Here is a 26,386-nt window from a genome sequence, read left to right as displayed (position 1 = left end):
CGTCAGCCGACCAGCTCGTCGAGATTGATGTCGGCGATCAGATCGTTCGACAGGCGTTCGAGATCCGCCTTCAGCGCCGCGGCATCCACGGCAGCGTCGGCGTTGAGCACCGCTTCGGCGTGGAACAGCGTCTCGGACGACATCGGCGCGCTCGACACGCGGGTCACGAGCTTCTCGACGTTGACGCCGTGCCGGGTGAACACCTGCGACACTTCGCGGACGATCCCGATGCGGTCGTGCCCGACGAGGCTGAACGCGAGACGCCGGTGACGGGGCGCCGCGCCCGCGGAGTTCATCGAGCATTCGACGGCGACGCGCAACGCCGATAGCTGCGCGAGCGCCTCTTCGAGCGGTTCCGCCTGGTCTGGCGGCACGCTCACCTTCAGGATGCCCGCGAACTTTCCGGCGAGCTGCGCCATCGACGATTCGAGCCAGTTCCCGCCATGAGCGGTGATCACCGACGAGAGCTGTTCGACGAGTCCGGGGCGGTCGTCGCCGAGGAGCGTGAGAACGAGAATTCGGGACACGGCTTTCCTCCGGTTGTCGTAGGGAGCGCGAACTTCCGCGCCGGGGCCACGGATCGATTCTAGTCCTTCCGCACACGAAGGTTCAGGCGGCGAATTGCAGGCGCGCGAGGTGCGCGTACAGGCCGTTCAGCAATACGAGGCGCGAGTGGGTGCCCGTTTCGACGATCCGGCCGGCTTCGAGCACGACGATGCGGTCGGCGCGCTGCACGGTGGCGAGACGATGGGCGATGACGATCGTCGTCCGGTTGCGCATCAGCGCCTCCAGCCCCTCCTGCACCATCCGCTCGCTTTCGGCGTCGAGCGCGGAGGTCGCCTCGTCAAGCAGCAGGATCGGGCGGTCGGCGAGGATCGCGCGCGCGATCGCGATCCGCTGCCGCTGCCCCCCCGACAGCTTCACGCCGCGCTCGCCGAGATCGCTGTCGTAGCCGAGCGGAAGCCGCGAAACGAATTCGTCGGCACAAGCGGCTTCGCACGCGGCGCGCACCTCGTCGAGGGTGGCGTCCGGCCGCGCGTAGCGGACGTTCTCGGTCACGCTCGCGGCGAAGATCACCGGCTCCTGCGGGACGAGCGCGATCCGGCTGCGGATCGCTCGCGGGTCGGCCGAAGTCAGCGGCACGCCGTCGATGCGCAGAACGCCGCCGTCGGGATCGTAGAAGCGCAGCAGCAACTGGAAGAGCGTCGACTTGCCCGCGCCCGACGGGCCGACGAGTGCGACGGTTTCGCCGGGCGCAACCGAGAGGTCGAAATGCTGCAGCGCGGGTGTGTTCGGGCGGGACGGGTAGTGGAAGCTCACGCCCTCGCAGCGGATTTCGCCGCGCGGCGGTTCCGGCAGTGGCACCGGCACCGCGGGCACGCGGATCGCGGGGCGCGCGGCGAGGATTTCCATCAGTCGCTCGGTTGCGCCGGCTGCGCGCTGCAAGTCGCCCCAGACTTCGGAGAGCGCACCGACGCTGCCCGCGACGAGCGCGGCGTAGAACACGAACGCGGACAGCTCGCCGGCGCTGATCTTCCCTGCGAGAACGTCGTGTCCGCCGACCCACAGGATGAACGCGATCGCGCCGAAAACGAGCACGAGCACCGTGGCGACAAGCTGCGCGCGGACGCGAACGCGGGCGTGCGCGGTGTCGAACGAACGGTCGAGACGCTGCCCGAAGTCCGCCCGGTCCGCATCCTCGTGTCCGTACGCCTGCACGACGCGGATCTCATGCAGTGTCTCGTCGATGCGATTGCCGAGTTCGGCCAGCCGGTCCTGGCTTTCGCGTGCGAGCCGCCGCACCCGCCGCCCGTAGACGACGATCGGCACGACGACGATCGGAACCCCGGCGAGCGTCAGCAGCGTGAGCTTGAGGCTCGTTGTGAACAGCATCACGAGCCCGCCGAACAGCATCAGGATGTTGCGCAGCGCGATCGAAAGGGTGGAGCCGATGATGCTCTCGATCTGCGCGGTGTCCGACGTCAGCCGCGAAATCACTTCCCCGGTACGCCCCGCCTCGAACCACGCTGGCGGGAGCGTCAGCAGGTGATCGAACAGGCGCTGACGCAGGTCCGCGGTGACGCGTTCGCCAAGCCACGACACGTTGTAGAAACGAACGTAGGTCGCGCCGGCGAGCAGCGCGATGATGCCGAACATCGCGGCGAGTGTCGCGTCGAGCCAAACCGGGTTCGCTGCCGAAAAGCCGCGGTCGACGACCGCGCGCAGTCCCTGTCCGACCGCGAGCATCGCCCCGGCGGCGACGAGCAGCGCGACGCCGGCAAGCACGACACGCTGTCGATAGGGCCTGAGGAGGGCAGCCAGCGCAACGGCCGGGGGAAACGGTTGAGGCATCGCGATCGGGTCAGGGTGGCAGCGGGCGTAGGGAAGCACAAACTCGGCTTCGATACGATACCCCAATTTGGGCGGCATATCGAAGGTCCGGCGCCCTGTCGGCGGACGCCGGCGCGCGCTGCGGAAATCGCCCTCGGCGCTTCAGCCTGCGTCGATCGTCGCGATCAATTGTCCTTCGTCGATGAGGTCGCCTTCGTCGACGTGGACCTCGACGACTTGCCCCGCATACAGGGAGGGAATGTCGAGGGCGACCTTCCCGGTCTCCAGCACGATCGCGGTCTCATCGAAGCCGATGTCTTCTCCGGCGCGAATCAGCACGCTCTGCACGTAGACCTCCTCGGTGCGACAGGAGCCGCAACTCTCCCAGCACTCGGGAAATTTCGGCATGCGGATTTCGACGATTCTGCCCACGCCTCAGTTACTCGCCGGCGTGACGAAAATGCCGCTGACGAACATCACGGCCGGAAAGGTGCGGCCGAGCAGCTTGCTGTGAAATTCCTTCATGATCACCCCGTCGTCGAAGCGGACGGTGTCGCCCCGCGACAGCGCGGTTCGCGGCCCCGCGATCCAGCGCGTGCGGTCCCCGTCGCTTAATTCGATGTAGGTGTATTCGTTCGCATCGATCGCACTGACGACCTGCCCGACGTTAGCGGGCGTTGCGCTGCGGGCGGGAGCGGCGGGTCGCATGACCCGGTACGCGTCGGCGGGGGAAGGATGGCCGGGCGGGGTGGCTCCGTGGGCCGCGAGCGAACCGGCGAGCAGCAGTGCGGGTAATGCAGACAGCGGCGCGACTACGGTTCGTCTGCGTTGCGTGATCATGAAAGCAGTCCGGAAAACAGCGTAGGAAGCAAAGTGTACTCCCGCGCCCGCGCTTGTGCACGGACGACGGGAGGCAATCCGCCCGAACTGTCCGGACTCGTGGCTTACTTCTCGACGAACGCGCGTTCGATGACGTAATCGCCCGGCTCGCCGATATGGCGCGAGACCTTGAATCCGCGCGAATCGAGCAACGTGCAGGTGTCCTTGAGCATCGCCGGGCTTCCGCACAGCATCGCGCGGTCATGTTCGGGGTCGAGCGGAGGGAGGCCGATATCGTCGAACAGCTTTCCGCTTTCGATCAGGTCGGTCAGACGGCCGCGGTTGACGAAAGGTTCGCGGGTGACCGTTGGGTAGTAGATGAGCTTGTTGCGGACGTCGTCGCCGAAGAACTCGTTTTCGGCGAGTTGCTCGGTGATGAAATCGCGGTAGGCGAGCTCGGAAACGGTCCGGACGCCGTGGATCAGGACGACGTGTTCGAAACGCTCGTAGGTTTCGGGGGCCTGCATCAGGCTCAGGAACGGGGCGAGACCGGTGCCGGTCGCGAGCATGTACAGGCGCTTGCCCGGCTTCAGGTCGTGCAGCACCAGCGTTCCGGTGGGCTTCTTGCTGACGACGATCGGATCGCCTTCCTTGAGATGTTGCAGGCGTGAAGTCAGCGGGCCGTTTGGCACCTTGATGCTGAAGAACTCGAGGTGTTCCTCGTAATTCGGGCTTGCGATGCTGTACGCGCGCGTCAGCGGACGCCCTTCGACGTCGAGGCCGATCATCACGAACTGGCCGTTCGTGAAGCGCAGCGCGCGGTCGCGCGTCGTGCGGAAGCTGAAAAGCGTGTCGTTCCAGTGATGGACGCTGAGGACGCGTTCGGTGCTGAGATTGCTCATGGTTGCCACCTTGCCGGGAGGGAATGCGGGTCGGTGTTGATTCTAGGATTGCGTAAATATCCGGTGGTTGGATAATTCGGATATTTCTTAGAAGAAAAAGCGATATGAAGTTCACGCTTCGCCAGCTCGCGATCTTCGCGGCGACCGCCCGGACCGGCAGCATTTCGCGCGCCGCGGAACTGTCGGCGATCTCGCAATCGGCCGCGAGCAGCAGCCTCGCGGAGTTCGAACGGCAGTTCGACATCCAGCTCTTCGACCGCGTCGGCCGGTCGCTGCGCCTCAACGAACTCGGGGAGCGCCTGTTGCCGCGCGCGATGGAGCTTCTCGACCGTGCCGACGACATCGAGGCGCTGCTTCACGGCCGCGCCGGCTTCGGCACGCTGGACATCGGCGCGACGCTGACGATCGGCAACTACCTCGCGACGCTGATCGGCGCCGAGTTCCTGCAACGCCACCCCGACGCGCGCATTCGCCTCGAAGTGCACAACACGGCCACCATCGTGCAGCAGGTCGCCGGCTTCGACCTCGATCTCGGGCTCATCGAAGGCCGCTCGCAGCACCCCGATCTCGTCACGGCGCCGTGGCTCGACGATGAACTCGTCGTGTTCTGCGCACCGACGCATCCGATGGCGCAGCGCCGGGTGGCCACGGCCGACGAACTCCTCGGCCAGCCGTGGATCCTTCGCGAAATCGGGTCGGGCACCCGCGAAACCCTCGACCAGGCGACACGGCACTTCGAAGGGCGACTGGACGTGCGGCTCGAGCTCGAACACACCGAGGCGATCAAGCGGGCCGTGGAGTCGGGGCTCGGCATCGGCTGCATCTCGCGCATGGCGCTGCGCGAGGCGTTCCGCCGCGGAAGTCTGGTCGCGATCGAAACGCCCTCACTCGATCTGCGCCGGCGCTTTCATTTCCTCTGGCACCGGCAGAAGTTCCAGACGGCGGGCATGAAGGCTTTTCTCGACCTCTGTCGCGAAATGACGGCGGGCGCCCGTCGCAGCGACGAGATCGAGCTGAGCTACATTCCCTGAGGGGGCTGCGCGCACGAAGCACAAAGCACGGAGTGAGCCCCAGGGCAGGTGGCGGATCGGAGTGCTAACATCCAGGCATTCCGCGCGCATGGCAACGCGCTTTCGTGCGGGCCGAACATCCTGAGACGGGCATGCGGGATCGGGTGAAGAGGGCTTGCGAATGCGTGCAATCGACCGATCGACAGCATGCGCGCTCGCGGCGGCCGCGATGCTGATCGGCTGCAGCCTGCCGAGCTTCGGCGAGCCCGGCCCGCCCGTTGCCGGAACGCTTCATGTCGCGCCGGACGGCACCGAGCTCGACCGGACGAGCTTCCGGATGCGGCTCGCCGCGGCGGACGTGATCTATCTCGGCGAACAGCACGGCAACCGCCACCACCACGCCGCCCAACTCGGCATCGTCGCCGACCTCGTCGCGAGCGGGCGCAAACCCGCGATCGGTTTCGAGGCCGTCAGCCTGACGCAGACGAGCGACCTGATGAACTACGTCTTCGCGCCGGCTTCCGGCGACGCGGAAGCAGCGGCGCGTCGCTTGCGTTCCGAACTGGGCTGGACGGCCGACGGCGATCGGTGGCGCGACTACGGTCCGCTGCTCGAATTCGCGCGCGCGAACAAACTTCGCATAGCCGGTATCGATCTGCCGGGCGGCCTGCGTCGGCGCATCAGCCGCGTCGGCGTGCAGGGGCTGAGCGCGGTCGAACGCGCGCAGTTGTACGACACCGGGTTCGAAGATGCCGCTTACCGGGAATTCATGCACGGAAGGCTCGATGACGCGCATTGCGGCTTCGCTCGGCCGGCGCTGCTCGATCGCCTTTACGAAACGTGGCTCGCCCGCAACGACGCGATGATGACCGTCGTCACGACACTCGCCGCGGAGCGGCCCGGGGAGCCGGTCGTCGTGATCGTCGGTGGGGGCCATGTCGCGCACAACATGGGGGTCTTCGAACGCGTCGCGCAGCGCGCGCCGCAGTTGCGTCAGCTCAACATCGGCTTTCGCGGCGAGCAGGCCGGTACCACCGTTCCGGAACTCTTCGCACCCGTCGAATTTGCGGGACGGCGGTTCGCGCCGACGCACGAAATCATCTGGCTCACGCCGGGCGCGTCGGGGCGGGCAGCGGCGTCCCCGTGCGCCGGGCTCGAGGACCACATGAAGAAGATGGGGAAGTGAAGGGCGCCGGATTCGTCGGCGCCCCCTGATCGTCAGCCCTGGCCGGCCTGCAGTTCGCGCGTGCGGATCTTCGTCACGACCGGGGCCGGAGCGACCGGGACAGGCGGCGCGGCGGGCGCCGGTACGACGACGGGCTGGCGCTCGGGCATGTACGACGCGACCTGGCACGCGATCGCAGCGACGTAGGGAATGCACTGCAGCGCGAGGATGCCCACCCACAACTGCGCTTCGAGGTCGTTCGCGCCGCGCAGCCAGACGAGGACGACCGAGCCGAGGACCAACGCGAACAGCAGTCCGATTTCCTCGCGGATCGGCGAGAAGAACGCGAGCGTGCCCTTGTCCTTCCATCCTTTCGGCGTGCGGACGAACTCGCCGCGCTTCTTGACCAGCCCGGCGAAGACGCCGCGCGCGATCGCGTGCGCCAGTCCGACCGAGAGCACCGATGCGCCGAGAATGTCCTTCCACGGAGCGTCCATCGTTCGCCGGTAGAGGATCGGCCCGAGACCCCCCTTGAACGCCATGAACACGAGGATCGGCAGCGCGAGCGCCGACACTGGCAGTCCGAACTCCTTGGGCATGTAGAGCATGCCGATGGTCCACGCGAGGCTCGCGAACACGAACACGAGCTGCAGCGCGTCACCGAGCCATGCGAACCATCCGGTCAGAAAGTGGTAGCGCTGTGCGAGATTGAGCCGGCTCGGGCCGAGCATCGCGGGGACGTGGTGCTTGAGAATCTGCATTGCGCCGAACGCCCAGCGGAAACGCTGGCTCTTGATCGCCGGGAAGTCGGCCGGCGTCAGGCCGCGGCCGAGGATATGGTCGACGTAGCGCGTGTCGTAGCCCTTTTCGATCAGGCGCAAGCCGAGTTCGGTGTCTTCGCAGATGCACCATTCCGACCAGCCCCCGACTTCCTCGAGCGCGAGCCGGCGCACGAGTGTCATCGTGCCGTGCTGGATCAGCGCGTTGCGTTCGTTGCGGTGATGCATGCCGATGCGGAAGAAGCCGTCGAACTCCCAGTTGCACATGCGGCGGAAGGGCTGCGTCTCCCAATCTCGATGCGCCTGCGGCGCCTGCACGACGGCGACGTCGGCCGCGTCGAAGTGCGGGATCAGACAGGACAGCCAGTCGGGCGACACGACGTAGTCCGCATCGACGACGCCGACGACTTCGGCGCGCGGATCCGTCTGCTCGAGACCGAAATTCAGCGCCCCCGCCTTGAAGCCGGGCCAATTATCGAGATGGAAGAAGCGGAAACGCGGCCCGAGCTCGGCGCAGCGCTTCTCGAGCGGCTTCCACAAGGCCTCGTCCTTCGTGTTGTTGTCGAGGACGAGGACTTCGAAGTTGCCGTACTTCATCGCCGCGAGGCTGTCGATCGTCGCGATAACCATCTCGGGTGGCTCGTTGCAGCACGCGAGGTGGACCGACACGAACGGCTCGCGCTCGACGGGGTGCGGGTCCAGCGGGAGGAAGCGCCGCTGCCAGCGGCGTTTGAACAGCACCTCGCCGAACTCGAAGCCGTGCGACAGCAGCACCGCGATTGTGAGGATCGTCGCGACGATCAGCATCGCGAGGCCGATCAGGTCGCGCTGAGTGAGGTAGTAGTCCGCCGGCACGTTGAGGCCGATGACCAGCGTCACTGCACAGGCCTGGATCAACGCGGCGAGCCACAGGCGGCCGAGGACGTTCCAGTCGCGCAGCAGGAAGCAGATCAGGAACATCGGGAGGAACGCGATCATCGCCGCCATCTCCGCTTTCTCGTGCCAGCGGATGTCCTTCACGACTAGGCCGTCGAGCGGATATTTCGCCTCGCGCTCGGCGTTGAACATGCCCCAGTACGCGCCGGCCCAGCCTTCGACTTCGATCTTCCACGGCTGGTCGATCGCTTCCATCAGGAAATAATCGAGGTCGGCGGTACGCGGATGCGCGAGGAACTCGCGAATGAAGCGCGCCTGGTTTTCCGCCGAGGGCACCGACGTCGTGTCCGCGCCGTCCAGGCTGTTGAGCGTCGGGCCGCGGCTCGGCCAGCCGATTTCGCCGATGACGATCTTCTTCTTGGGGAACGTCTTAACAAGTTCGTCGTAGCGCATCAGCGCATATTCGACCGCCGACTCGACCGGCACCCCTTCGTGGTACGGAAGGAGGTGCACGTTGATGTAATCGACGTTCTTCGCGAGCTCCGGATTCTTGAGCCAGACGTGCCACGGCTCCGCGGTCGAAACCGGAACCTTCAGCCCCTTCAGGGCCTTACGTACAGTCGCGAGATATGCGGACAGTTCCTTGACGGAAAGGTCGCCGCGCAACACCGCTTCGTTGCCGACCACGACGCGCTCGATATGCCGGAACTTGCGCACCGATGCGATCAATGCTTCGATTTCGCGCTCGTTTGCCGCGAGGTCGGACGACAACCACGCGCCGGCCGTCACGCGCAGCTTGCGTTCGCCGGCCAGCGGGATGACTGCCGGGTTCTCGGTGACGCCGTACGTCCGCACGCGTTCGGCTGATTGCGCGAGCAGATCGAGGTCGGCCCCGATCTGCGCTTCGGTCGGATACGTCTCCTTCAGGGGACTCTGGTCGCGCTGGAAGGGGCTGTATGCGAAGCCGCGAATGCTGTTGCCGGCGCCGATGAATTCGGCGCCTCGGTTCCAGCGTTCCGCGATGTAGTACTGGGTGGCGGCGACCAGGCCGGCGAGAATGAGCGCTACGAACAGACGGTAAATCAGCGAAGCTGCAGTTTTCATCAATGATCCGGGTGCATTCAGGGCAGGAGAACGCTGCACAGCGTGGCGGAGGTGCTTCGAGCAGCGGCGCGGTGCGGCGCGGGGCTCATGCGGCGCCGACGTTGTGACACAATTCGGCCTACCCGGAACACGTTACGTGCGGCGCGGAGTTTATTCGCTTTTTCAGTTGCTTAGCAACGTTCGGGAGGCGCAATTTGCAACAGGACGTAGGTAGTAGGGCGGGCGCTTGATTTGAAAGGGAAAAGAAAAATGGTTCGAAAGTATTTCCACACATATTGCGACCCGAAGGCGATCGGCGCGGTCGGCGCCGCCGTGCTCGCTGCGGCCCTCGTGCTGCGCTATGGTGCGCTCGAAGCGGGTGTCTTTCCGCTCGACTGCGGGGGCGTGAGCGCGGACGGCTTCGATGGCTTGTGCGCGGCGAAATGGCTCCTGGTGGAGTCGTTCCTCCACGAGCGCCTCGGCTGGCTGAGTCTCGTCCTCGGGCTCGCCGCCTTCATGACGCGGCGCCGAGGGTTCGCGTGGGGAGGTTGGGTCGGCGGGATCGCCGGACTCGTGTTGTACAGCTTCAATCCCGCGGCGGTCGGCGCATTGCTGTCACTGCTGGTCCTCGCGAGGGCCGCGTCCGAGCGTCGGCGCGGCGAGGAGCAGACCGGTGAGCAGCCACGCGATGGCTTGCGGGTTGGCAGGCTCGGGTAGCCAGCGGCCGACGACACAGACCGCGATGACCGCCGCGCAAACGCGCTCTTCGACTGCGTGCCCCTTTTGGCCGAACCATCCGAGGGTGCCGAATGCGAGCGCCGGCACCAGAAAGAGCAAGGTTGGAAAGTCGCGATAGCGCGGGTCCGCAAACAGCAGCAGCGCCGCAACGGCGGCGGCGAACAGCAGGACGGTGCGCAGCAGTCCGAGGTAGCCCGAAGTACCGAGTCCAACTGCGCCGCGTTTGCGAAATGCCCTCCACGCCGCAGCGCCGGAGACGATCCCGGACTCCGTCGCCCCTCGCGTCAGCACGAGCGGAACGAGCAGGCCGACGACGAAGACTGCCCCGAGCAGCATCCATTCCCCTGCATCGCGGTAGGCGAGTGCGGCGTGTTCCCAAGTCAGCATGGCCACAAGGCCGCCGACCAGGCCGATCGCCGCCGACGCGGCCACGTGTCCGCGCGAGCGCTTCCCGCGCCCCACGGCGAGCGACAGACCGAGACAAAGCAGCGCGCCGAGCGCTGCGCCCTGCAGCGGGGCCACCGCATCCTGGCGTTCTGCAACGGGCCCGGCGAGCGGGAATTTCGGCTTCAAATCGACGTCCAGCACCCCCCAGTAGCCGCCGACCGTCCCTTCGAGGCGCCGCTTCCACGGCTGGTCGATCGCCTCGATGAGGTTGTAGTCCCAGCCCTCGTCGTGAGCGCGGTGCACGAACTCGCGGATGTATCGCGCCTGATTGACCTGGGACGGCGCGGACGCTTCGCGCTGGCGTCCAGCGCTCGGCCAGCCGGTTTCGCCGATCATCACCGGCTTGTCGAAGTGCCCGCGCACCTCCGCGAAGACCGTCGCGACATGGGCGATCGCGACATCAACGGACACCGGCTCGTCCTCCCAGAACGGCAGGATATGCACCGTGACGCGGTCCACCGCGCGCGCGAGGCTCTCGTGCTTGAGCCAGAACTCCCACACGTCGGCATAGGTGATCGGCACCTTCGCGCGCGCCTTCGCGTACTCGATCAGTTCGCGCAACTCGTCCTCGGTGCGCTCGCGGCGCAGCATCACCTCGTTGCCGACGATCAACATGCGGACGACGTCCGCGTTGTCGTTCGCGATCTGGATCGCGCGATCGAGTTCCCGCGCATTCCGCTTGCGGTCAATGCTGATCCACGCGCCGAGCAGCACTTTCAACCCGAGCTCGCGCGCGACCTCGGGGACTTGGTCGAGTCCCTGGTCGACCGAATACAGCCGCACGCATTCCGTCATCCGCGACAGGGCCGTGAGGTCGTCGACGATCTGCTGGCGTGAGATCTTCAGCGTCTCGTCGAACGGCGTCTGGCCGGGCTTGCGGTACGGCGCGTAGGAGACGCATTTCAGCCGTTCGCCTTCGGCGAGTTGCAGGTCGTGCATCGCGACGGGCCGCAGCTGCCACGCGAGGAAGAGGCCGAGGCAGGCGAGGGCGACGAGGTGGACGTAGAGCAGCGCGCGCCAGGGGGCGGCGGCCGCGCGCGACGAACGGGGGTCGGGCATGTCGGGGACGGAGGGCTTTTGCCAATGCATATGAAAAAGCCACGCCCGGGGGCGTGGCTTCCGAATGAAGCGGCGGGATTCTAGCTCGCGTACTCGGTCATGGGTACGCAGGCGCAGAAAAGATTGCGATCCCCATACACGTCGTCGATGCGATTGACGCTGGGCCAGAACTTGTTTTCGGCGACCCACGGCAGCGGGAAGGCCGCCAGCTCGCGCGAATAGGGCCGGCTCCATTCCCGGTCGTCGCCGCCGATGAAGTCCGCCTGCGTGTGCGGCGCGTTCTTCAGCGGGTTGTCGTCGGCCGACCAGGCCCCGGTTTCGACTTCGCGGATTTCGTTGCGGATCGAGATCATCGCGTCGATGAAGCGGTCGAGTTCGCCGAGATCCTCCGACTCGGTCGGCTCGACCATGATCGTGCCGGCGACCGGGAAGGACATCGTCGGCGCGTGGAAGCCGTAATCCATCAGGCGCTTCGCAATGTCGACTTCGCTGATGCCGGTGGCGGCCTTGATCGGGCGGATATCAAGGATGCACTCGTGCGCGACGCGGCCCCTGGAGCCGGTATAGAGCACCGGGTAGTGCGGGGCGAGACGGTTCGCGACGTAGTTCGCGTTGAGGATCGCGACTTCGGTCGCGCGCCTGAGGCCGGTGGCGCCCATCATCGCGATATACATCCACGAGATCGGCAAAATGCTCGCCGACCCGAATGGCGCGGCGCTCACCGCTCCCTGTCCCTTGTTCGGCCGCTCGTCGTCCCCGGTCGGCGCGACCACGTGATCGGCCATGAACGGCGCGAGATGCGCGGCGAGCCCGATCGGGCCCATGCCCGGCCCGCCGCCGCCGTGCGGGATGCAGAAAGTCTTGTGCAGGTTCATGTGGCTGACGTCGGCGCCGATCGTCGCCGGCGACGTCAGCCCTACCTGCGCGTTGAGGTTCGCGCCGTCCATGTACACCTGCCCGCCGTGGCGATGCACGGCAGCGCAGATCTCGCGGATCGCTTCCTCGAACACGCCGTGGGTCGAGGGATAGGTGATCATCAGCGCCGCGAGCCGGTCGGCGTATTGCGCGGCCTTCGCCTCGAGGTCGGCGACCTCGACGTTGCCACTGTCGTCGCAGCCGACGACGATGACGTCCATGCCGCACATCTGCGCCGTCGCCGGGTTCGTGCCGTGGGCCGATTTCGGGATCAGGCAGACGTTGCGGTGCGTGTCGCCGCGGCTGTCGTGATAGCGACGGATCGCGACGAGGCCTGCGTACTCGCCCTGCGCGCCCGAATTCGGCTGCATCGAGATCGCCGGGAAACCGGTCACGGCCTTCAGGTAGTCCGCAAGTCCGTCGATCATCTCGAGATAGCCCTGCGCCTGCTCGCGCGGCGCGAACGGATGGAGGTTCGCGAACTCGGGCCAGGTGATCGGGATCATCTCGCTCGTCGCGTTGAGCTTCATCGTGCAGGAGCCGAGCGAGATCATCGAATGATCGAGCGCGAGGTCGCGGTTCTGCAGCTTTTTCAGGTAGCGCAGCATCTCGTGTTCGGTGTGGTGCGTGTTGAACACGGGATGCGCGAGGATCGCGTCGGCGCGCAGCAGCGCCGGCGGAATCGCGCCGCCGGCGTCCGCGACACGCGCGTCGAGCGCGACGAGATCGGTGCTGGCGCCGAAGACGGACAGCAGCCGCGCGACGTCGTCGGCGGTCGTCGTCTCATCGACCGACAGGCCGAGAACGGTGCCGGTTGCGTGCCGCAGGTTGTAGCCGGCCGCATCGCACGCGGCGAGCAGATCGGCGGTCCGCCCGCCGGTCTCGACCTGCAAGGTGTCGAAGAACGCAGTCGCGAGGACGCGGAATCCCGCGCTCCGGAGCCCTTCGGCGAGGATCGCCGCCAAGCGGTGGATGCGCGCGGCGATCGTGCGCAGTCCTTCGGGGCCGTGATAGACGGCGTAGAAACCGGCCATGTTCGCGAGCAGCACCTGCGACGTGCAGATGTTGGAATTCGCCTTCTCGCGGCGGATGTGCTGCTCGCGCGTCTGCAGCGTCATGCGTAGCGCCGTCTTGCCGCGCGCGTCCTTCGACACGCCGATGATCCGTCCGGGCATCGCGCGCACGTTCGCTTCGCGCGTCGCGAAGAACGCCGCGTGCGGGCCGCCGAAGCCCATCGGCACCCCGAAGCGCTGCGCCGAACCGAGCGCGATGTCGGCGCCCATTGCGCCGGGCGACTTCAGCAGCACCAGCGCCATCAGGTCGGACGCGACCGCGACGACGGCACCCTTCGCCTTCAGCGCGGCGACCGTGCCGGTCAGCTCGACGACTTCGCCGCGCGCGTTCGGATACTGCAGCAGCGCCCCGAAACAGTCGTGCCCCGCCGCGTCTTGGGCCGGGCCGAACTTCAGCTCGAAGCCGAAGAAACCGGCGCGTGTGCGAACGACGTCGATCGTCTGCGGAAAACACGCCTCATCGATATAGAACACGTTCGACTTCGACTTGCTGACGCGCCGCGCCATCGTCATCGCCTCGGCCGCCGCGGTCGCCTCGTCGAGCAGCGATGCGTTCGCGAGTTCGAGGCCGGTCAGATCGATGACCATCTGCTGGAAGTTCAGCAGGGCTTCGAGCCGGCCTTGCGCGATCTCGGCTTGGTAGGGCGTGTAGGCAGTGTACCAGCCCGGATTCTCGATGACGTTGCGGAGGATCACGGAGGGCGTCAGCGTGCCGTAATAGCCCATGCCGATCAGCGACTTCTTCACGACGTTCATCGCCGCGATCGCTCGCAGGTCGGCCAGCGCTTCGTGCTCCGGCTTGGGGCCTTCGAGCGGCAGCGGTGCGGCGAGACGGATCGACGGCGGCACCGTCTGGTCGATCAGCGCGTCGAGATCGGGCGCGCCGACCGCGTCGAGCATCGTCGCGATCTCGTTCGGGGTCGGGCCGATGTGGCGGGCGATGAAGGCGTCGCGCTGTTCGAGCTGCGCGAGCGGGGCGGTGAGGAGCGAGGGGAGGGCGGTGTTCGGCATGAGGCGTGGGCTCTTCGGGGATTTTCCGGACCGTTGTCGCCGGTCCGGGGAGAAATGAGATCGGCCGTCAGGCGCTGGCGATGTCGGCCTGATATCCCTCGGCGTCGAGCAGCGCCGAGACATCCCCCGCGTTGTCTGGCTTGAGCTTGAACAGCCACGCGGAGTACGCGTCGGCGTTGACGCTTTCCGGCGCGTCGGCCACCGCCTGGTTGGATTCGAGGACTTCGCCCGCGACCGGTGCGTAGATGTCCGAGGCCGCCTTGACCGACTCGATCACCGCGCACGCTTCGCCCGCGGCGAGGCGCCGGCCGGCTTCGGGCAGGTCGAGGAAGACGACGTCGCCGAGGGCTTCCTGGGCGTGGTCGGTGACGCCGACCGTGAGCGTGCCGTCGGCTTCGACGCGGATCCATTCGTGGGACTTGGTGTATTTCAGCTGGGCTGGGACGTTGCTCATGCTTGACTCCGGAAGTTAGATGAGCCGCAGGGGTTCGTGCCCGGCGGCGGCAGGTAGCTTGGCTGTTGAAAGAGAGGGTGAGTGGGTGTTGAAGGGGCGCGGTGGGGATGCGAAGAACGTGCCGTCGGTGGTCCGCCGACCCGAACCCTCAGACGAGCGCCTTGCCGTTGCGCACGAACGGCAGCTTGACCGTCCGGGCCTTCAGTCGACGGCCGCGGATGTCGACCTCGACGGTCGCATCGGTTTCGACACCATGCGGCAGGCGCGCGAACGCGATCGATTTCTCGAGCGACGGCGAGAAGCTGCCGCTCGTCGTTTCGCCCTCGCCGTGCGCGGTGAAGACCGGCATGTGCGCGCGCAGCACGCCCTTGTCCTCGAGGATCAGGCCGAGCACGGCGCGGGTGGCGGGCTTTGCGACGAGGGCGGCGCGGCCGACGAAGTCGCGCGCTTCGTCCTTGAGATCGACGGTCCAGGCAAGGCCGGCATCGAGCGGCGAGACGCCCTCGTCCATGTCCTGCCCGTAGAGATTCATCCCGGCTTCGAGGCGCAGCGTATCGCGCGCGCCGAGGGCGCAGGGGGCGACGCCGGCGGCGAGGAGCGCGTTCCAGATCGCTTCGGCGCGGTTCGCCGGCAGCGCGATCTCGAAGCCGTCTTCCCCGGTGTAGCCGGTGCGGGCGACCAGCAGGTCATCGACGGCGACGGCCGAGAACGGTTTCAGGTTTTCGCTTGCCGCGCGGACTTGCGGCAGGGCCGCCCAGGTCTTTTCGCGTGCGTTCGGCCCTTGGACGGCGATCATCGCGAGATCGCGCCGCGCTTCGAGGGTGACGTTCGCGGCCGTCGCGGCGATCCGCTGGCGCATCCACGCGACGTCCTTGTCGGCTGTGCCGGCGTTGACGACGATGCGGAACGACGTCGGGGAAAAGTAGTAGACGATCAGGTCGTCGATGACGCCGCCGTCCGGGTTCAGCATGCAGCTGTAGAGCGCCTTGCCGTGCTCCTTCAGTTTCGCGATGTCGTTGGCGAGCAGTCCGCGCAGCCACGTCGTCGCATCCGGCCCTTCGAGGTCGAGCGCCAGCATGTGCGACACGTCGAACATCCCCGCGTCGCGGCGGACGGCGTGATGTTCCTCGATCTGCGAACCATAGTTCACCGGCATGTCCCAGCCGGCGAAATCCACCATGCGGGCGCCGGCGGCGATATGGGCGGCGTGGAGAGGGGTTTGTCTGGACACGGGATGCTCCTCGGGACGGCTTTTCAGGCTGCGAAGGGTTGAAAAACAGGACGGGGCGAGGCCCGTCCAAGCGAGCGCCGCCCCATCTGTCCCTTGTACCTGAGAGATTCCGACATGCGCCGGGTGCCCCTTCGGTGGATGCCCAAGCCCGCAGAGGATTTCACCGCGCGCCGCATCGCTCTCCAGATTTTCATTCCGTCGGCGGTCCTTTTGCCTGAGCGATTCCGGGGGATTACGCCTTCGGCGACTCTCTGGGAGAGTGCTCTCCCGCGCGACGGGCGGACGATAGCACCGCCGGCCCTCCAGTGGCAACGGCGGGAACGCCCGGTTTGTTACCATCGCGGATCCTCCCGGCCTTCCTCGTGTCCTAGAATGCGGGCCCATCTTGCGGTATCGATCCCATGAACGCTGACCTTCATTGCCACTCCACCGTTTCGGATGGCTGGCTCGCGCCGGCCGACGTCGTGCGCCGCGCGGCGGCGAATGGCGTGACACACCTCGCGTTGACCGATCATGACGAGGTCAGCGGCCTGGACGAGGCGCTCGCGGTCGCGCGCGAGGTCGGCATCACGCTCGTGCCGGGCGTCGAGATCTCGGTGTCGTTCCGCGGCGACACCGTGCATGTGGTCGGACTCGGTATCGATCATCGAAACCCGGAGTTGCTCGCCGGGCTCGCGCAAGTGCGCCGCGGTCGTGCCGAACGTGCCAAACGCATCGGCGAAGCGCTCGAAGCGGCCGGCATCCGCGACGCACTCGCCGGGGCGCGGACTTTCGCGCTCAATCCCGAACTCGTCAGCCGCGCCCATTTCGCGCGTCATCTGGTCGCGACCGGGCTGATGCCCGACGTGAATACGGTTTTCCGTCACTACCTCGCGCAAGGCAAGCCGGGCTACGTCGCGCACGAATGGGCGCGGCTCGAGGACGCGGTGGGCTGGATCCATGACGCCGGCGGCATCGCCGTGATCGCCCATCCGGGACGCTACCGCTTCTCGGACGCCGACCTCGACGCGCTCTTCGACGCGTTCGCCGCGTGCGGGGGCGAAGCGGTGGAGGTCGTATCGGGTGCGCACTCGCAAGCCGAGGCGCAGAAGTTCGCGAGTCTCGCGCGGCGGCGCGGACTGCTCGCGTCGCGAGCGTCGGACTTCCATGGCGAGAGCGAAAGCGCGGTGGATCTCGGTTGTTGCGAACCCCTGCCGCCGGACCTGTTGCCGGTGTGGTCGCGGTTCGCTTGATTCGTGTAGCTCAGCCAGGAAAAAGCAGGCAAGAAAAAAAATGGCCCAGTTCTTTTCGCTCCACCCCGAACATCCCCAGCCGCGGCTGATCCGACAGGCCGCAGAGATCATGCGCGGCGGCGGTCTCGTCGCGTTTCCGACCGACTCGGCCTATGCGCTCGGCGGGCTGACCGGTGACGCCGACCTGCTGCAGCGGATCCGCCGGCTTCGCGCTGTCGACGAGCGCCACCATTTCACGCTGATGTGCCGCGACCTGTCCGAGATCGGGACCTTCGCGCGGGTCGACAACGCCCAGTACCGCCTGCTCAAGGCGACCACGCCGGGCCCTTACACCTTCATCCTCGAAGGGACGCGGGAGCTGCCGCGCCGAGTGCTGCATCCGAAACGGAAGACCATCGGGCTGCGCGTGCCCGATCATCCGGTCGTCGCCGCGCTGCTGGCGGAACTCGACGAGCCGATCCTGACTTCCACCTTGCTGCTGCCCGGCGAGGACCACCCGCTGACCGACGCGGAAAACATCCGTGAGCGGATCGGCAAGCAGGTCGAGCTCGTCATCGAGGCCGGTTACTGCGGGCCGGAAGCGACCTCGGTGATCGATTTGACGTCGGGCACCCCTTCGCTCGTGCGCGCGGGACGGGGCGACCTCGCCCCGTTCGGACTCGAGAAATAGCGCCGGGCGCGGGGGCGGCCTCGGCTGCCAGCGTTCGCAAAATGCGGTCATGTCTCCGTGACCGTTGTTCCTGTCGATCCCGGCTGCAGGGTGCCGTTCTTCGGCGCTCTTCCGCCGGCCGGCGGTCATTGCGGCCTATGCCGACCGGGCCGCTGCAGGCAGTGGCGGGGCGCCCGCGTCCGCTCTGCTAGAATGCGCCGTTTTACGCCGTGACCTCATGGAATCGCTGATCTCGACAATCGCCATCTGGGCGCTGCCGGTGCTGCTTGCCATCACGCTGCACGAGGCGGCGCACGGCTATGTCGCGCGCCACTTCGGCGATCCGACAGCGCATCAGGCCGGCAGGATCACGCTCAATCCGTTCAAGCACATCGACCCGGTCGGCACGATCCTCGTCCCCGGCGCGATCCTGACGCTGAGCACGCTTTTCGGCGGGGCAGGGGTCCTGTTCGGCTGGGCGAAGCCGGTGCCGGTGGACTTCGGCCGGCTGCGCAACCCGAAGGCCGACATGCTGTGGGTCGCCGCGGCGGGACCCTTCATGAACCTCCTCATGGCGGTGGCGTGGGGCGTGCTGTTCAAGATCGCCGCGAGCAACCCGGGCGGCGCCTACACCATCCCGATGATGAAAATGGCCGACGCCGGCATGCAGATCAACGCGGTGCTCATGCTGCTGAACCTGCTGCCGATCCCGCCGCTCGATGGCGGGCGGATCGCGGTGAGCCTGCTGCCGCACCGGCTTGCGTGGAAGTTCGCGCGCCTCGAGCCCTACGGCTTCCCGATTCTTCTCGTGCTGCTCTTCACCGGCATCCTCGGGGAACTCCTGTGGCCGATGATGGCCGTCTTCCGTGTTCTTCTCGCGACCCTTCTTGGATTCTGATCAGCGACCATGTACGCAGAACGTGTTCTTTCCGGTATGCGCCCGACCGGGCGTCTCCACCTCGGCCACTATCACGGCGTCCTCAAGAACTGGGTGAGGCTGCAGGAAGAGTATCCCTGCCTGTTCTTCGTCGCCGACTGGCACGCGCTGACGACTGCCTACGACAGCCCGCAGGTCATCGCCGAGAGCGTCTGGGACATGCTCGTCGACTGGCTGGCCGCCGGCGTCGACCCGCAGAAGGCGACGTTCTTCATCCAGTCGCGGGTGCCGGCGCACGCCGAGCTGCACCTGCTGATGTCGATGTTTTGCCCGCTCGGGTGGCTCGAGCGCGTGCCGACGTACAAGGACCAGCAGGAAAAGCTCGCGCACAAGGATCTCTCCACGTACGGCTTCCTCGGTTATCCGCTGCTGATGTCCGCCGACATCCTGCTGTACCGCGCGGACAAGGTGCCCGTCGGCGAGGACCAGCTTCCGCACGTCGAATTCACCCGCGAGGCCGCGCGCCGCTTCAATCACCTCTATGGCCGCGAACCCGGCTTCGAGGACAAGGCGAAGGAGGCGATGAAGAAGCTCGGCGGCAAGGACGCACGGCTGTTCGACGAGCTGCGCACGCGCTTCCAGCAGGACGGCGACGCCGCCGCGCGCGACCAGGGGAAGCTGCTGATCGATGACGCGAAGAGCCTCGGGCACGTCGATCGCGAGCGGCTGCACGGCTATCTCGAAGGGACCGGCAAGATGATTCTCGTCGAGCCCGGCGCGCTGCTGACCGAGGCGGCGCGGATGCCGGGCCTCGACGGGCAGAAGATGTCGAAGAGCTACGGCAACACGATCTACCTGCGCGAGGGCGCCGATTCGATCACGAAAAAGATCCGCACGATGCAGACTGACCCAGCGCGCGTGCGGCGCACCGATCCGGGCGACCCGGACAAGTGCCCGGTGTGGCAGTTCCACCTGATCTACTCCGACGACGGCGTGCGCGCGTGGGTCCAGGAAGGCTGCCGCAGCGCCGGCATCGGCTGTCTCGAATGCAAGCAGCCAGTGATCGACGCGGTGCTGAAGGAGCAGGCCGAGATGCGCGAGCGCGCGCAACCCTACGTCGAGGACCCGTCGCTGCTGCGCCGGATCATGGCCGAGGGCTGCGAGCGGGCGAGCGAGCTGGCGGAGGAGACGATGCGCGATGTGCGCGAGGCAATGGGACTGTCGTACTCCTGAACCGTCCCGACCCGTCGTCGCAGCGCGGGGCGTGCCGGTCCCGGCCGCCTCGGTGCTACGAACGTCGGCCGTGTTCGCGCTGTCTCTGCGATGAATCTTCCGCTCGCACTCGCCCCTGAAGAATCGCTCGCCCAGAGCGAGGCCGTCGCGCGCCTGTACGGCGAGCCGCTGCTCGAACTGCCGAAGGATCTCTACATTCCGCCGGATGCGCTGGAGGTGTTTCTCGAAGCGTTCGAGGGGCCGTTGGACCTGCTGCTGTACCTGATCCGCAAGTCGAACCTCAACGTCCTCGACATTCCGATGGCGCCGCTCACCGCGCAATATCTCGTCTATGTCGAGGCGATGCGCCGGCACAATCTCGAACTTGCCGCGGACTACCTGCTGATGGCGGCGACGCTGCTGGAGATCAAGTCGCGGATGCTGCTGCCGCGCCCGCCGCGCGAAGGCGACGACGAGAACGGCGACCCCCGCGCGGAGCTCGTGCGTCGGCTGCTCGAGTACGAACAAATGAAGATGGCGGCCGCACGGATGGATGTGCTGCCGCGAGCCGAACGCGATTACGAATGGGTGAGCGTCTTCGTCGCCGAGAAGGTCGTCGAGCGGCAACCTGACGTGACGCTGCACGACCTCCAGTTCGCCTGGCTCAAAATGATGAAGAAGGCCCGTCTCACCCAGCACCACCAGGTGAAGCGCGAAGAGCTGTCGGTGCGCGAGCACATGACCGCGATCCTGAGAAAGCTCGCCGACGGGACGTTCGTCGCGTTCGAGACGCTGCTCGAGGCGTCGGCCGGGCCGGCGTCGCTCGTCGTCGGTTTTCTCGCGGTACTCGAACTCGTGAAGGAAAAGCTCGTGCAGGTCGCGCAGAACGAACCCTTCGCACCGATCTACGTGAAGCTCGCCGATGCAACCGACGACGCCTGAGGACTTCAAGCGGGTCGTCGAAGCCGCCTTGCTGGCGGCATCCGCGCCGCTCGCCGTCGCCGACTTGCGGCAGCTCTTCGAGAACGACCCGGGCGGCGACTTCATCCGCCGCATGCTCGACGAGTTGCGCGGCGACTGGGGCGGGCGCGGCGTCGAACTGGTGCAACTGGCGTCCGGGTGGCGCTTCCAGACGAGGCCGGAGTACCAGGTCTTCCTCGATCGCCTGAAGCAGGAAAGGCCGCCGAAATATTCGCGCGCGGTTCTCGAAACACTGGCGATCATCGCCTATAGGCAACCCGTCACTCGCGGCGACATCGAGGACATCCGCGGCGTCGCGGTGTCGCCGAACGTACTGAAAACGCTCGAATCGCGGGGCTGGGTCGATATCGTCGGTCATCGCGACACGCCGGGCCGGCCCGCGCTCTTCGCGACGACGCGGCGCTTTCTCGACGACTTGGGCCTGCGCACCCTGACCGAATTGCCGGCGCTAACCGAAATAGAAAGGATCATGGATCTTGTCGACACCAAAGAAATCGAAGCGCCCGCTGCGGCCGCCAACGAAGAAGAAAACTGAACCCGCCGGGCAGCGGTCGGAGCGTCCGACGCTGCGCGGGGAGGCGGCGTTCGGCGAAGCCGGCGGCCGTGGCGGTCTCGCTCGCCCGGCAAGGGCGCCGGTCGCGGCGCCGGGAGCCCGCGCATCCGCACCTGGAGCGGAGCTCGCCGAGCCCGAGCGCCTGCAGAAAGTGCTCGCGCAGGCGGGCATCGGGTCGCGCCGCGAGATCGAGGAGTGGATCGTCGCGGGGCGGATTTCGGTCAACGGCGAGCCCGCGGTCCTCGGCCAGAAAGTCGGCCCGGGCGACCGGGTCAAGTGCAACGGAAAGCTCGTCCAGTTGCGATCCGCGGCGCGCTCGCCCCGCGTGCTGATGTACCACAAGCCCGAAGGCGAAATCGTCTCGCGCGAAGATCCCGAAGGCCGGCCGACCGTGTTCGAGCGGCTTCCGATCCTGCGCAAGGGCCGCTGGATCGCCGTCGGGCGACTCGACTTCAACACGTCGGGCCTGCTGTTGTTCACGAACGACGGCACAGTAGCCAACCGCCTGATGCATCCGCGCTACGAACTGGAGCGTGAATATGCGGTGCGCCTGCTCGGACAGCTCACGGACGAGCAGGTCGAGTCGCTCAAGGCGGGGGTCCAGCTCGAGGACGGTCTCGCGCGTTTCACGACGCTGTCCGACCAGGGCGGCGAAGGGGTCAATCACTGGTACAAAGTCACGCTGTTGGAGGGGCGGAACCGCGAGGTGCGGCGAATGTTCGAAGCAGTCGGCCTCACCGTCAGCCGTCTGATGCGGGTGCGCTACGGACCGGTCAGCCTTCCTTCGCGCCTGAAGCGCGGCATGTGGATGGAGATGCCGGAAGCCGAGGTATGCGAACTGGCCGGGTTGCCGAAACCGCAGGGGCAGGCGTCGCGTCCGGGCGAGCGGGAGCGGAAAGTCCGCGTTCACCGCACGACGCCGCGCGAGCGTAATCCGGGCAAGTGAGCGCATCTTTTTAGGCTCTCGGGCGGCCCGTTCGGGAAGCCCGGCCCCGCCCGGGCGCCGTCGATCGTTCTCGTCGCGGACGAGCCTGCATACCGGCTCGCTGCGGCGGGCGTCGTTCTACTCCCAATCGCCAACACAACTCTCGATGGTCAATTGCCTGTTATCTGGCGACCAGTTATAATTTCAAGGCTTTGGCAGGACAGATTCCGACGTCCTCCAGTTTCGGTTGGAATCAACAGGGATGGGCGTTATGCCCATTTTTTATTTGTGGGCGTGAAAATGAACGTCGAAGGTCTGGTCGAGCAGGTCGTCAGCGGGCTCGGCTTCGAGTTGGTCGATTTCGAGACATCCCCGAAGGGGAGGCTGATGCGCGTGTTCATCGACATCGAGCGGGGTGTCACGGTGGATGACTGCGCGACCGTCAGCAACCAGCTGACCCGCGTTTTCGAGGTCGAAAACGTCGATTACGACCGCCTCGAAGTCTCGTCTCCCGGACTGGATCGGCCGCTGAAGAAGCTGTCGGATTTCGAACGTTTCACCGGAAGTGACGTGCAGGTGCGGTTGCACATGCCGATCGGCAATCAACGGAATTTTGCCGGCGTGCTCGAGGGAGTGGTCGAGGGGCAGGTGCGGCTGCGCACCGAGAAAGGCGAGGTCGCCTTTCCCTTCGACGAGATCGAGAAGGCACGCCTGGTACCCAAGTTTTGAGCTTTCGGATGTGGAGGTTTTGATTAATGAGCCGCGAAATATTGCTGCTTGTGGATGCGCTGGCGCGCGAAAAGAATGTGGCCAAGGACATCGTTTTCGGTGCCCTGGAGACGGCGCTTGCCTCCGCGACGAAGAAGCGCATCAACGACGAAGCCGACGTGCGCGTAACGATCGATCGCGAGACCGGCGACTACGAATCGTTCCGCCGCTGGCTCGTGATGCCCGACGAGGAGGTCGTCAACGACGAAGCCGAGATGGGAATCATCGACGCGCGGGAAGTGAATACCGGAATCCAGCTCGGCGACTACATCGAGGAGCCGCTCGAGCCGATCGATTTCGGCCGCATCGGCGCGCAGGCGGCCAAGCAGGTCATCCTGCAGCGGATTCGCGACGCGGAGCGCGAACAGGTCCTGAACGACTTCCTCGAGCGTAAAGAGCATCTCGTTTCCGGCTCGATCAAGCGGATGGAGCGCGGCAATGCGATTATCGAAGTGGGTCGGCTCGAAGCGGTGATCCCGCGCGACCAGATGATTCCGCGCGAAAACCTGCGTGTCGGCGATCGCGTGAAGGCGTTCCTGCTGCGCATCGATCGCGGCGCCCGTGGCCCGCAGCTGATCCTGTCGCGTACCGCGCCCGACTTCCTCGGCAAGCTGTTCGAACTGGAAGTGCCCGAGATCGAAGATGGGCTGCTCGAGATCAAGGCCTGCGCCCGTGACCCCGGGCTGCGCGCGAAGATCGCCGTCCAGTCGAACGATTCGCGGATCGATCCGATCGGGACCTGCGTCGGTCTTCGAGGTTCGCGCGTGACCGCGGTCCGGAACGAGATCGCCGGCGAGCAGATCGACATCATCGTGTGGTCGAGCGACCCCGCGCAGTTCGTGATTGCGGCGCTGCAGCCGGCCGAAGTGGTCTCGATCGTCGTCGACGAGGAAAGTCACGGCATGGATGTCGTCGTCGACGAGAACAACCTCGCGATTGCGATCGGTCGTAACGGGCAGAACGTCAAGCTGGCGTCCGAACTCACGGGCTGGACGATCAATCTCATGAGCGAGGAAGAGTCGGCGCAGAAAACGGGGCAGGAGCGGGAGGGGCTGCGCAGCCTGTTCATGGAGAAACTCGACGTCGACGATGAACTGGCCGACATCCTGATCGACGAGGGGTTCTCCTCGCTCGAGGAGATCGCCTACGTTCCGCTTGCCGAGATGCTCGAGATCGAGGCGTTCGACGAGGAAACGGTGAACGAGCTGCGCAACCGCGCGCGCAATGTGCTGCTGACCGAAGCCATCGTCACCGAGGAGCATCTCGAAAGCGTTTCCGACGATCTGATCAACCTCGAAGGCATGGACAAGCCGCTCGCCGCGAAGCTGGCCGAGCACGGCGTCCGCACTCGGGACGATCTTGCGGATCTGGCGGTGGATGAGCTGGTCGAGATTGCGGGGATCGAACAAGAACGGGCGAGTGCGCTGATTTCGGTCGCGCGGGCGCACTGGTTCGAAGAATGATGGGAGGGCATTGATGGAACAGATGAGCGTAACCCAGTTTGCCGGCGAACTTAAGATGCCGGCCGCGGTACTGCTCGAGCAGTTGCAGAAGGCAGGCGTCCAGAAGACCGGTGCCGACCAACTGCTGTCCGAACAGGACAAGGCGAGGCTGCTCGAATATCTGCGCCGCTCGCATGGCGAAAACCAGCCCAAGGGCAAGATCACCCTTACCCGCAAGCAGACGTCCGAAATCCGTTCGACGGATTCGTCCGGTCGCGCCCGCACCGTCCAGGTCGAAGTTCGCAAGAAGCGCGTCTTCGTGAAGCGTGACGAGCTCGAAACCGCGGTCGTCGAGCAGCCACCCGTCGAAGAAGAGGCGGTTGCGATCTCGCAGGTCAGCGCCGAGGAACCCGAGGTTGCCGCGACCGAGTTCGCAGCGGAGGCGGCGCCCGAAACGGTCGCCGAATTCCCGCACGAGCCCGAACCGGTGATCGAACCCGAGCCGGAACCGGAACCGGTTCGCGAGCCGGAACCCGCTCCCGAGCCCGAAGCCCAGCCCGAACCGGCGCAAGAACCTGCCGAAGTCGCGGCGAAGGCGGAAGGTCCGGCCGGCGCCACCGCTGCGCCGAAAACGCCGCTTCGTGTTTCCATTTTGAGCGACGAGGAGCGTGCGGCACGCGAACGCGAAGCGCGGCGGCATGAAGAACTGCGCGCGAGGCAGATGGCGGACCTGAAGGCCAAGCAGGAGCGTGAGGCTGGCGCCCGCGCGGCCGCGGAAGCTCGCAAGGCCGAGGAGGAAGCGCGTCAGCGGGCCGAAGCCGAAAAACGTGCCGAAGCCGCGAAACCGCATCCGAAGGAAGCGCCGAAGGCGCCGAGCGGAACCCTGCACCGTCCAGCGAAGACCGACGAGAAGGCCGGCAAGGACGCGAAACGCGGCGCGCGTAGCGACGCTGCGGGCGACAGCGCGAAACGGCGCGGCCTAAAGACCCGCGGCGAAGTCGGCGCGACCGGTTCGTGGCGCGGCGCGCGCGGTGCCGGCGGCCGGCAGGGCCGGGGACAGCAGGACGAGCACCGGGCGTTCCAGGCTCCGACGGAGCCGGTCGTCCGCGAAGTCCACGTCCCTGAGACGATTTCCGTTGCCGATCTCGCGCACAAGATGTCGGTCAAGGCCGCTGAAGTCATCAAGAACCTGATGAAGATGGGTTCGATGGTGACGATCAACCAGGTCCTCGACCAGGAAACCGCGATGATTCTCGTCGAGGAGATGGGACACAAGGCCTTCGCCGCGAAGCTCGACGAGCCGGACGCCTTCCTCGAAAGCGAGGAGGTGCACGACGCGCACGTCGAACCGCGCGCGCCCGTCGTCACCGTCATGGGCCACGTCGACCACGGGAAGACGTCGCTGCTCGACTACATCCGGCGCGCGAAGGTCGCGTCGGGCGAAGCCGGCGGCATTACCCAGCATATCGGCGCGTACCACGTCGAGACGGCGCGCGGAATGGTGACCTTCCTCGATACGCCGGGCCACGAAGCGTTCACCGCGATGCGGGCGCGCGGCGCAAAAGCAACAGACCTCGTGATCCTGGTCGTCGCGGCTGACGACGGCGTGATGCCGCAGACGCGGGAAGCGATTCACCACGCGAAGGCGGCGAACGTCCCGCTGGTCGTCGCCGTCAACAAGATCGACAAGCACGAGGCGAATCCGGACCGCGTCAAGCAGGAACTCGTCGCCGAGGGCGTGCTGCCAGAGGAATATGGCGGTGACGTGATGTTCATCAACGTTTCGGCGAAAACCGGCGTTGGCATCGACGAACTGCTCGAAGCCGTGCTGCTGCAGGCGGAGGTGCTGGAACT

General features: G+C 66.4%; 23 protein-coding genes and 1 riboswitch. Of the genes, 13 read left to right on the top strand and 10 right to left on the bottom strand.

All coding sequences use genetic code 11. From position 1 onward, the window contains the following. Positions 1-2: 2 nt before the first annotated feature. The 5 genes from V6M37_RS06785 to V6M37_RS06765 form a co-directional block, all read right to left on the bottom strand. Positions 3-527 carry a glycine cleavage system protein R gene (locus tag V6M37_RS06785; protein ID WP_332671783.1) on the bottom strand — a complete coding sequence of 175 codons (525 nt, stop codon included), beginning with the start codon at positions 525-527 and terminating at the stop codon, positions 3-5. A gap of 82 nt (positions 528-609) precedes the next feature. Next, positions 610-2,430 carry an ABC transporter transmembrane domain-containing protein gene (locus V6M37_RS06780; protein WP_332671782.1) on the bottom strand — a complete coding sequence of 607 codons (1,821 nt, stop codon included), beginning with the start codon at positions 2,428-2,430 and terminating at the stop codon, positions 610-612. Positions 2,431-2,493: 63 nt separating this feature from the next. Continuing rightward, on the bottom strand, positions 2,494-2,739 hold the full coding sequence (locus V6M37_RS06775; protein WP_332671781.1) for a biotin/lipoyl-containing protein: 246 nt from the start codon (positions 2,737-2,739) through the stop codon (positions 2,494-2,496). Positions 2,740-2,766: 27 nt separating this feature from the next. Further along, entirely contained in the window at positions 2,767-3,171 is a 405-nt protein-coding gene (locus V6M37_RS06770; RefSeq protein WP_332671780.1) for a hypothetical protein, read from the bottom strand. Positions 3,172-3,275: 104 nt separating this feature from the next. Continuing rightward, positions 3,276-4,052 carry a ferredoxin--NADP reductase gene (locus V6M37_RS06765; RefSeq protein WP_332671779.1) on the bottom strand — a complete coding sequence of 259 codons (777 nt, stop codon included), beginning with the start codon at positions 4,050-4,052 and terminating at the stop codon, positions 3,276-3,278. 104 nt (positions 4,053-4,156) lie between these two features. Between V6M37_RS06765 and V6M37_RS06760 the strand changes: the two genes are divergently transcribed. Further along, the gene (locus V6M37_RS06760; RefSeq protein ID WP_332671778.1) at positions 4,157-5,083 is read left to right on the top strand and encodes a LysR family transcriptional regulator; all 927 of its coding nucleotides are present in this window, start codon (positions 4,157-4,159) and stop codon (positions 5,081-5,083) included. A 160-nt stretch (positions 5,084-5,243) separates the two neighbouring features. Further along, on the top strand, positions 5,244-6,248 hold the full coding sequence (locus tag V6M37_RS06755; protein WP_332671777.1) for a ChaN family lipoprotein: 1,005 nt from the start codon (positions 5,244-5,246) through the stop codon (positions 6,246-6,248). Positions 6,249-6,280: 32 nt separating this feature from the next. On the opposite strand, the gene V6M37_RS06750 is transcribed toward V6M37_RS06755, so the two are convergent. Beyond that, positions 6,281-8,986, bottom strand: a complete 2,706-nt coding sequence (locus tag V6M37_RS06750; RefSeq protein WP_332671776.1) for a glycosyltransferase — start codon at positions 8,984-8,986, stop codon at positions 6,281-6,283. A 249-nt stretch (positions 8,987-9,235) separates the two neighbouring features. On the opposite strand from V6M37_RS06750, the gene V6M37_RS06745 reads away from it, so the two are divergent. Beyond that, on the top strand, positions 9,236-9,682 hold the full coding sequence (locus V6M37_RS06745) for a hypothetical protein (RefSeq protein ID WP_332671775.1): 447 nt from the start codon (positions 9,236-9,238) through the stop codon (positions 9,680-9,682). Here the strand turns inward: V6M37_RS06745 and V6M37_RS06740 are convergent. The 4 genes from V6M37_RS06740 to gcvT all read right to left on the bottom strand — a co-directional run bounded on the left by V6M37_RS06740 (position 9,581) and on the right by gcvT (position 15,893). Then, a complete protein-coding gene (locus V6M37_RS06740; protein ID WP_332671774.1) occupies positions 9,581-11,209 on the bottom strand; it encodes a glycoside hydrolase family 17 protein in 1,629 nt (542 codons plus the stop codon). The two genes, V6M37_RS06745 and V6M37_RS06740, sit on opposite strands and share 102 nt — an antisense overlap. A gap of 80 nt (positions 11,210-11,289) precedes the next feature. Next, positions 11,290-14,208, bottom strand: a complete 2,919-nt coding sequence (gene gcvP, locus V6M37_RS06735) for an aminomethyl-transferring glycine dehydrogenase (RefSeq protein WP_332671773.1) — start codon at positions 14,206-14,208, stop codon at positions 11,290-11,292. Positions 14,209-14,275: 67 nt separating this feature from the next. Continuing rightward, a complete protein-coding gene (gene gcvH / locus V6M37_RS06730; RefSeq protein ID WP_332671772.1) occupies positions 14,276-14,662 on the bottom strand; it encodes a glycine cleavage system protein GcvH in 387 nt (128 codons plus the stop codon). A gap of 148 nt (positions 14,663-14,810) precedes the next feature. Further along, positions 14,811-15,893 (bottom strand): glycine cleavage system aminomethyltransferase GcvT, encoded by a 1,083-nt coding sequence (gene gcvT / locus V6M37_RS06725; RefSeq protein WP_332671771.1) that lies wholly within the window; start codon positions 15,891-15,893, stop codon positions 14,811-14,813. Positions 15,894-16,086: 193 nt separating this feature from the next. Beyond that, a riboswitch (glycine riboswitch) is annotated at positions 16,087-16,173 on the bottom strand. Between the two features lie 121 nt (positions 16,174-16,294). Here gcvT and V6M37_RS06720 point away from each other — a divergent pair. The 10 genes from V6M37_RS06720 to V6M37_RS06675 form a co-directional block, all read left to right on the top strand. Further along, positions 16,295-17,125, top strand: a complete 831-nt coding sequence (locus V6M37_RS06720; protein ID WP_332671770.1) for a 3',5'-nucleoside bisphosphate phosphatase — start codon at positions 16,295-16,297, stop codon at positions 17,123-17,125. A gap of 40 nt (positions 17,126-17,165) precedes the next feature. Continuing rightward, positions 17,166-17,795, top strand: a complete 630-nt coding sequence (locus tag V6M37_RS06715) for an L-threonylcarbamoyladenylate synthase (protein WP_332671768.1) — start codon at positions 17,166-17,168, stop codon at positions 17,793-17,795. 217 nt (positions 17,796-18,012) lie between these two features. Further along, positions 18,013-18,672, top strand: a complete 660-nt coding sequence (locus tag V6M37_RS06710) for a site-2 protease family protein (protein WP_332671767.1) — start codon at positions 18,013-18,015, stop codon at positions 18,670-18,672. 9 nt (positions 18,673-18,681) lie between these two features. Then, entirely contained in the window at positions 18,682-19,884 is a 1,203-nt protein-coding gene (locus tag V6M37_RS06705) for a tryptophan--tRNA ligase (protein WP_332671766.1), read from the top strand. 90 nt (positions 19,885-19,974) lie between these two features. After that, entirely contained in the window at positions 19,975-20,805 is an 831-nt protein-coding gene (locus V6M37_RS06700; RefSeq protein ID WP_332671764.1) for a segregation and condensation protein A, read from the top strand. Continuing rightward, on the top strand, positions 20,786-21,379 hold the full coding sequence (scpB, locus tag V6M37_RS06695; protein WP_332671763.1) for an SMC-Scp complex subunit ScpB: 594 nt from the start codon (positions 20,786-20,788) through the stop codon (positions 21,377-21,379). The genes V6M37_RS06700 and scpB overlap by 20 nt, the downstream gene beginning before the upstream one ends. After that, complete coding sequence (gene rluB / locus V6M37_RS06690) at positions 21,321-22,343, top strand: 23S rRNA pseudouridine(2605) synthase RluB (RefSeq protein WP_332671762.1); 1,023 nt, start codon at positions 21,321-21,323, stop codon at positions 22,341-22,343. The genes scpB and rluB overlap by 59 nt, the downstream gene beginning before the upstream one ends. A 279-nt stretch (positions 22,344-22,622) precedes the next feature. Then, on the top strand, positions 22,623-23,051 hold the full coding sequence (rimP, locus tag V6M37_RS06685) for a ribosome maturation factor RimP (RefSeq protein ID WP_332671760.1): 429 nt from the start codon (positions 22,623-22,625) through the stop codon (positions 23,049-23,051). A gap of 26 nt (positions 23,052-23,077) precedes the next feature. Beyond that, positions 23,078-24,553 (top strand): transcription termination factor NusA, encoded by a 1,476-nt coding sequence (gene nusA / locus V6M37_RS06680; RefSeq protein WP_332671759.1) that lies wholly within the window; start codon positions 23,078-23,080, stop codon positions 24,551-24,553. A 13-nt stretch (positions 24,554-24,566) separates the two neighbouring features. After that, positions 24,567-26,386: translation initiation factor IF-2 (locus V6M37_RS06675; protein WP_332671758.1), on the top strand; the 1,820-nt coding region annotated here is incomplete at its 3' end.

Origin of the sequence: Aromatoleum sp. (assembly GCF_036675785.1) — a bacterium.
Taxonomy (GTDB): Bacteria; Pseudomonadota; Gammaproteobacteria; order Burkholderiales; family Rhodocyclaceae; genus Aromatoleum.
This window is presented reverse-complemented; position numbering and strand designations above follow the sequence as displayed.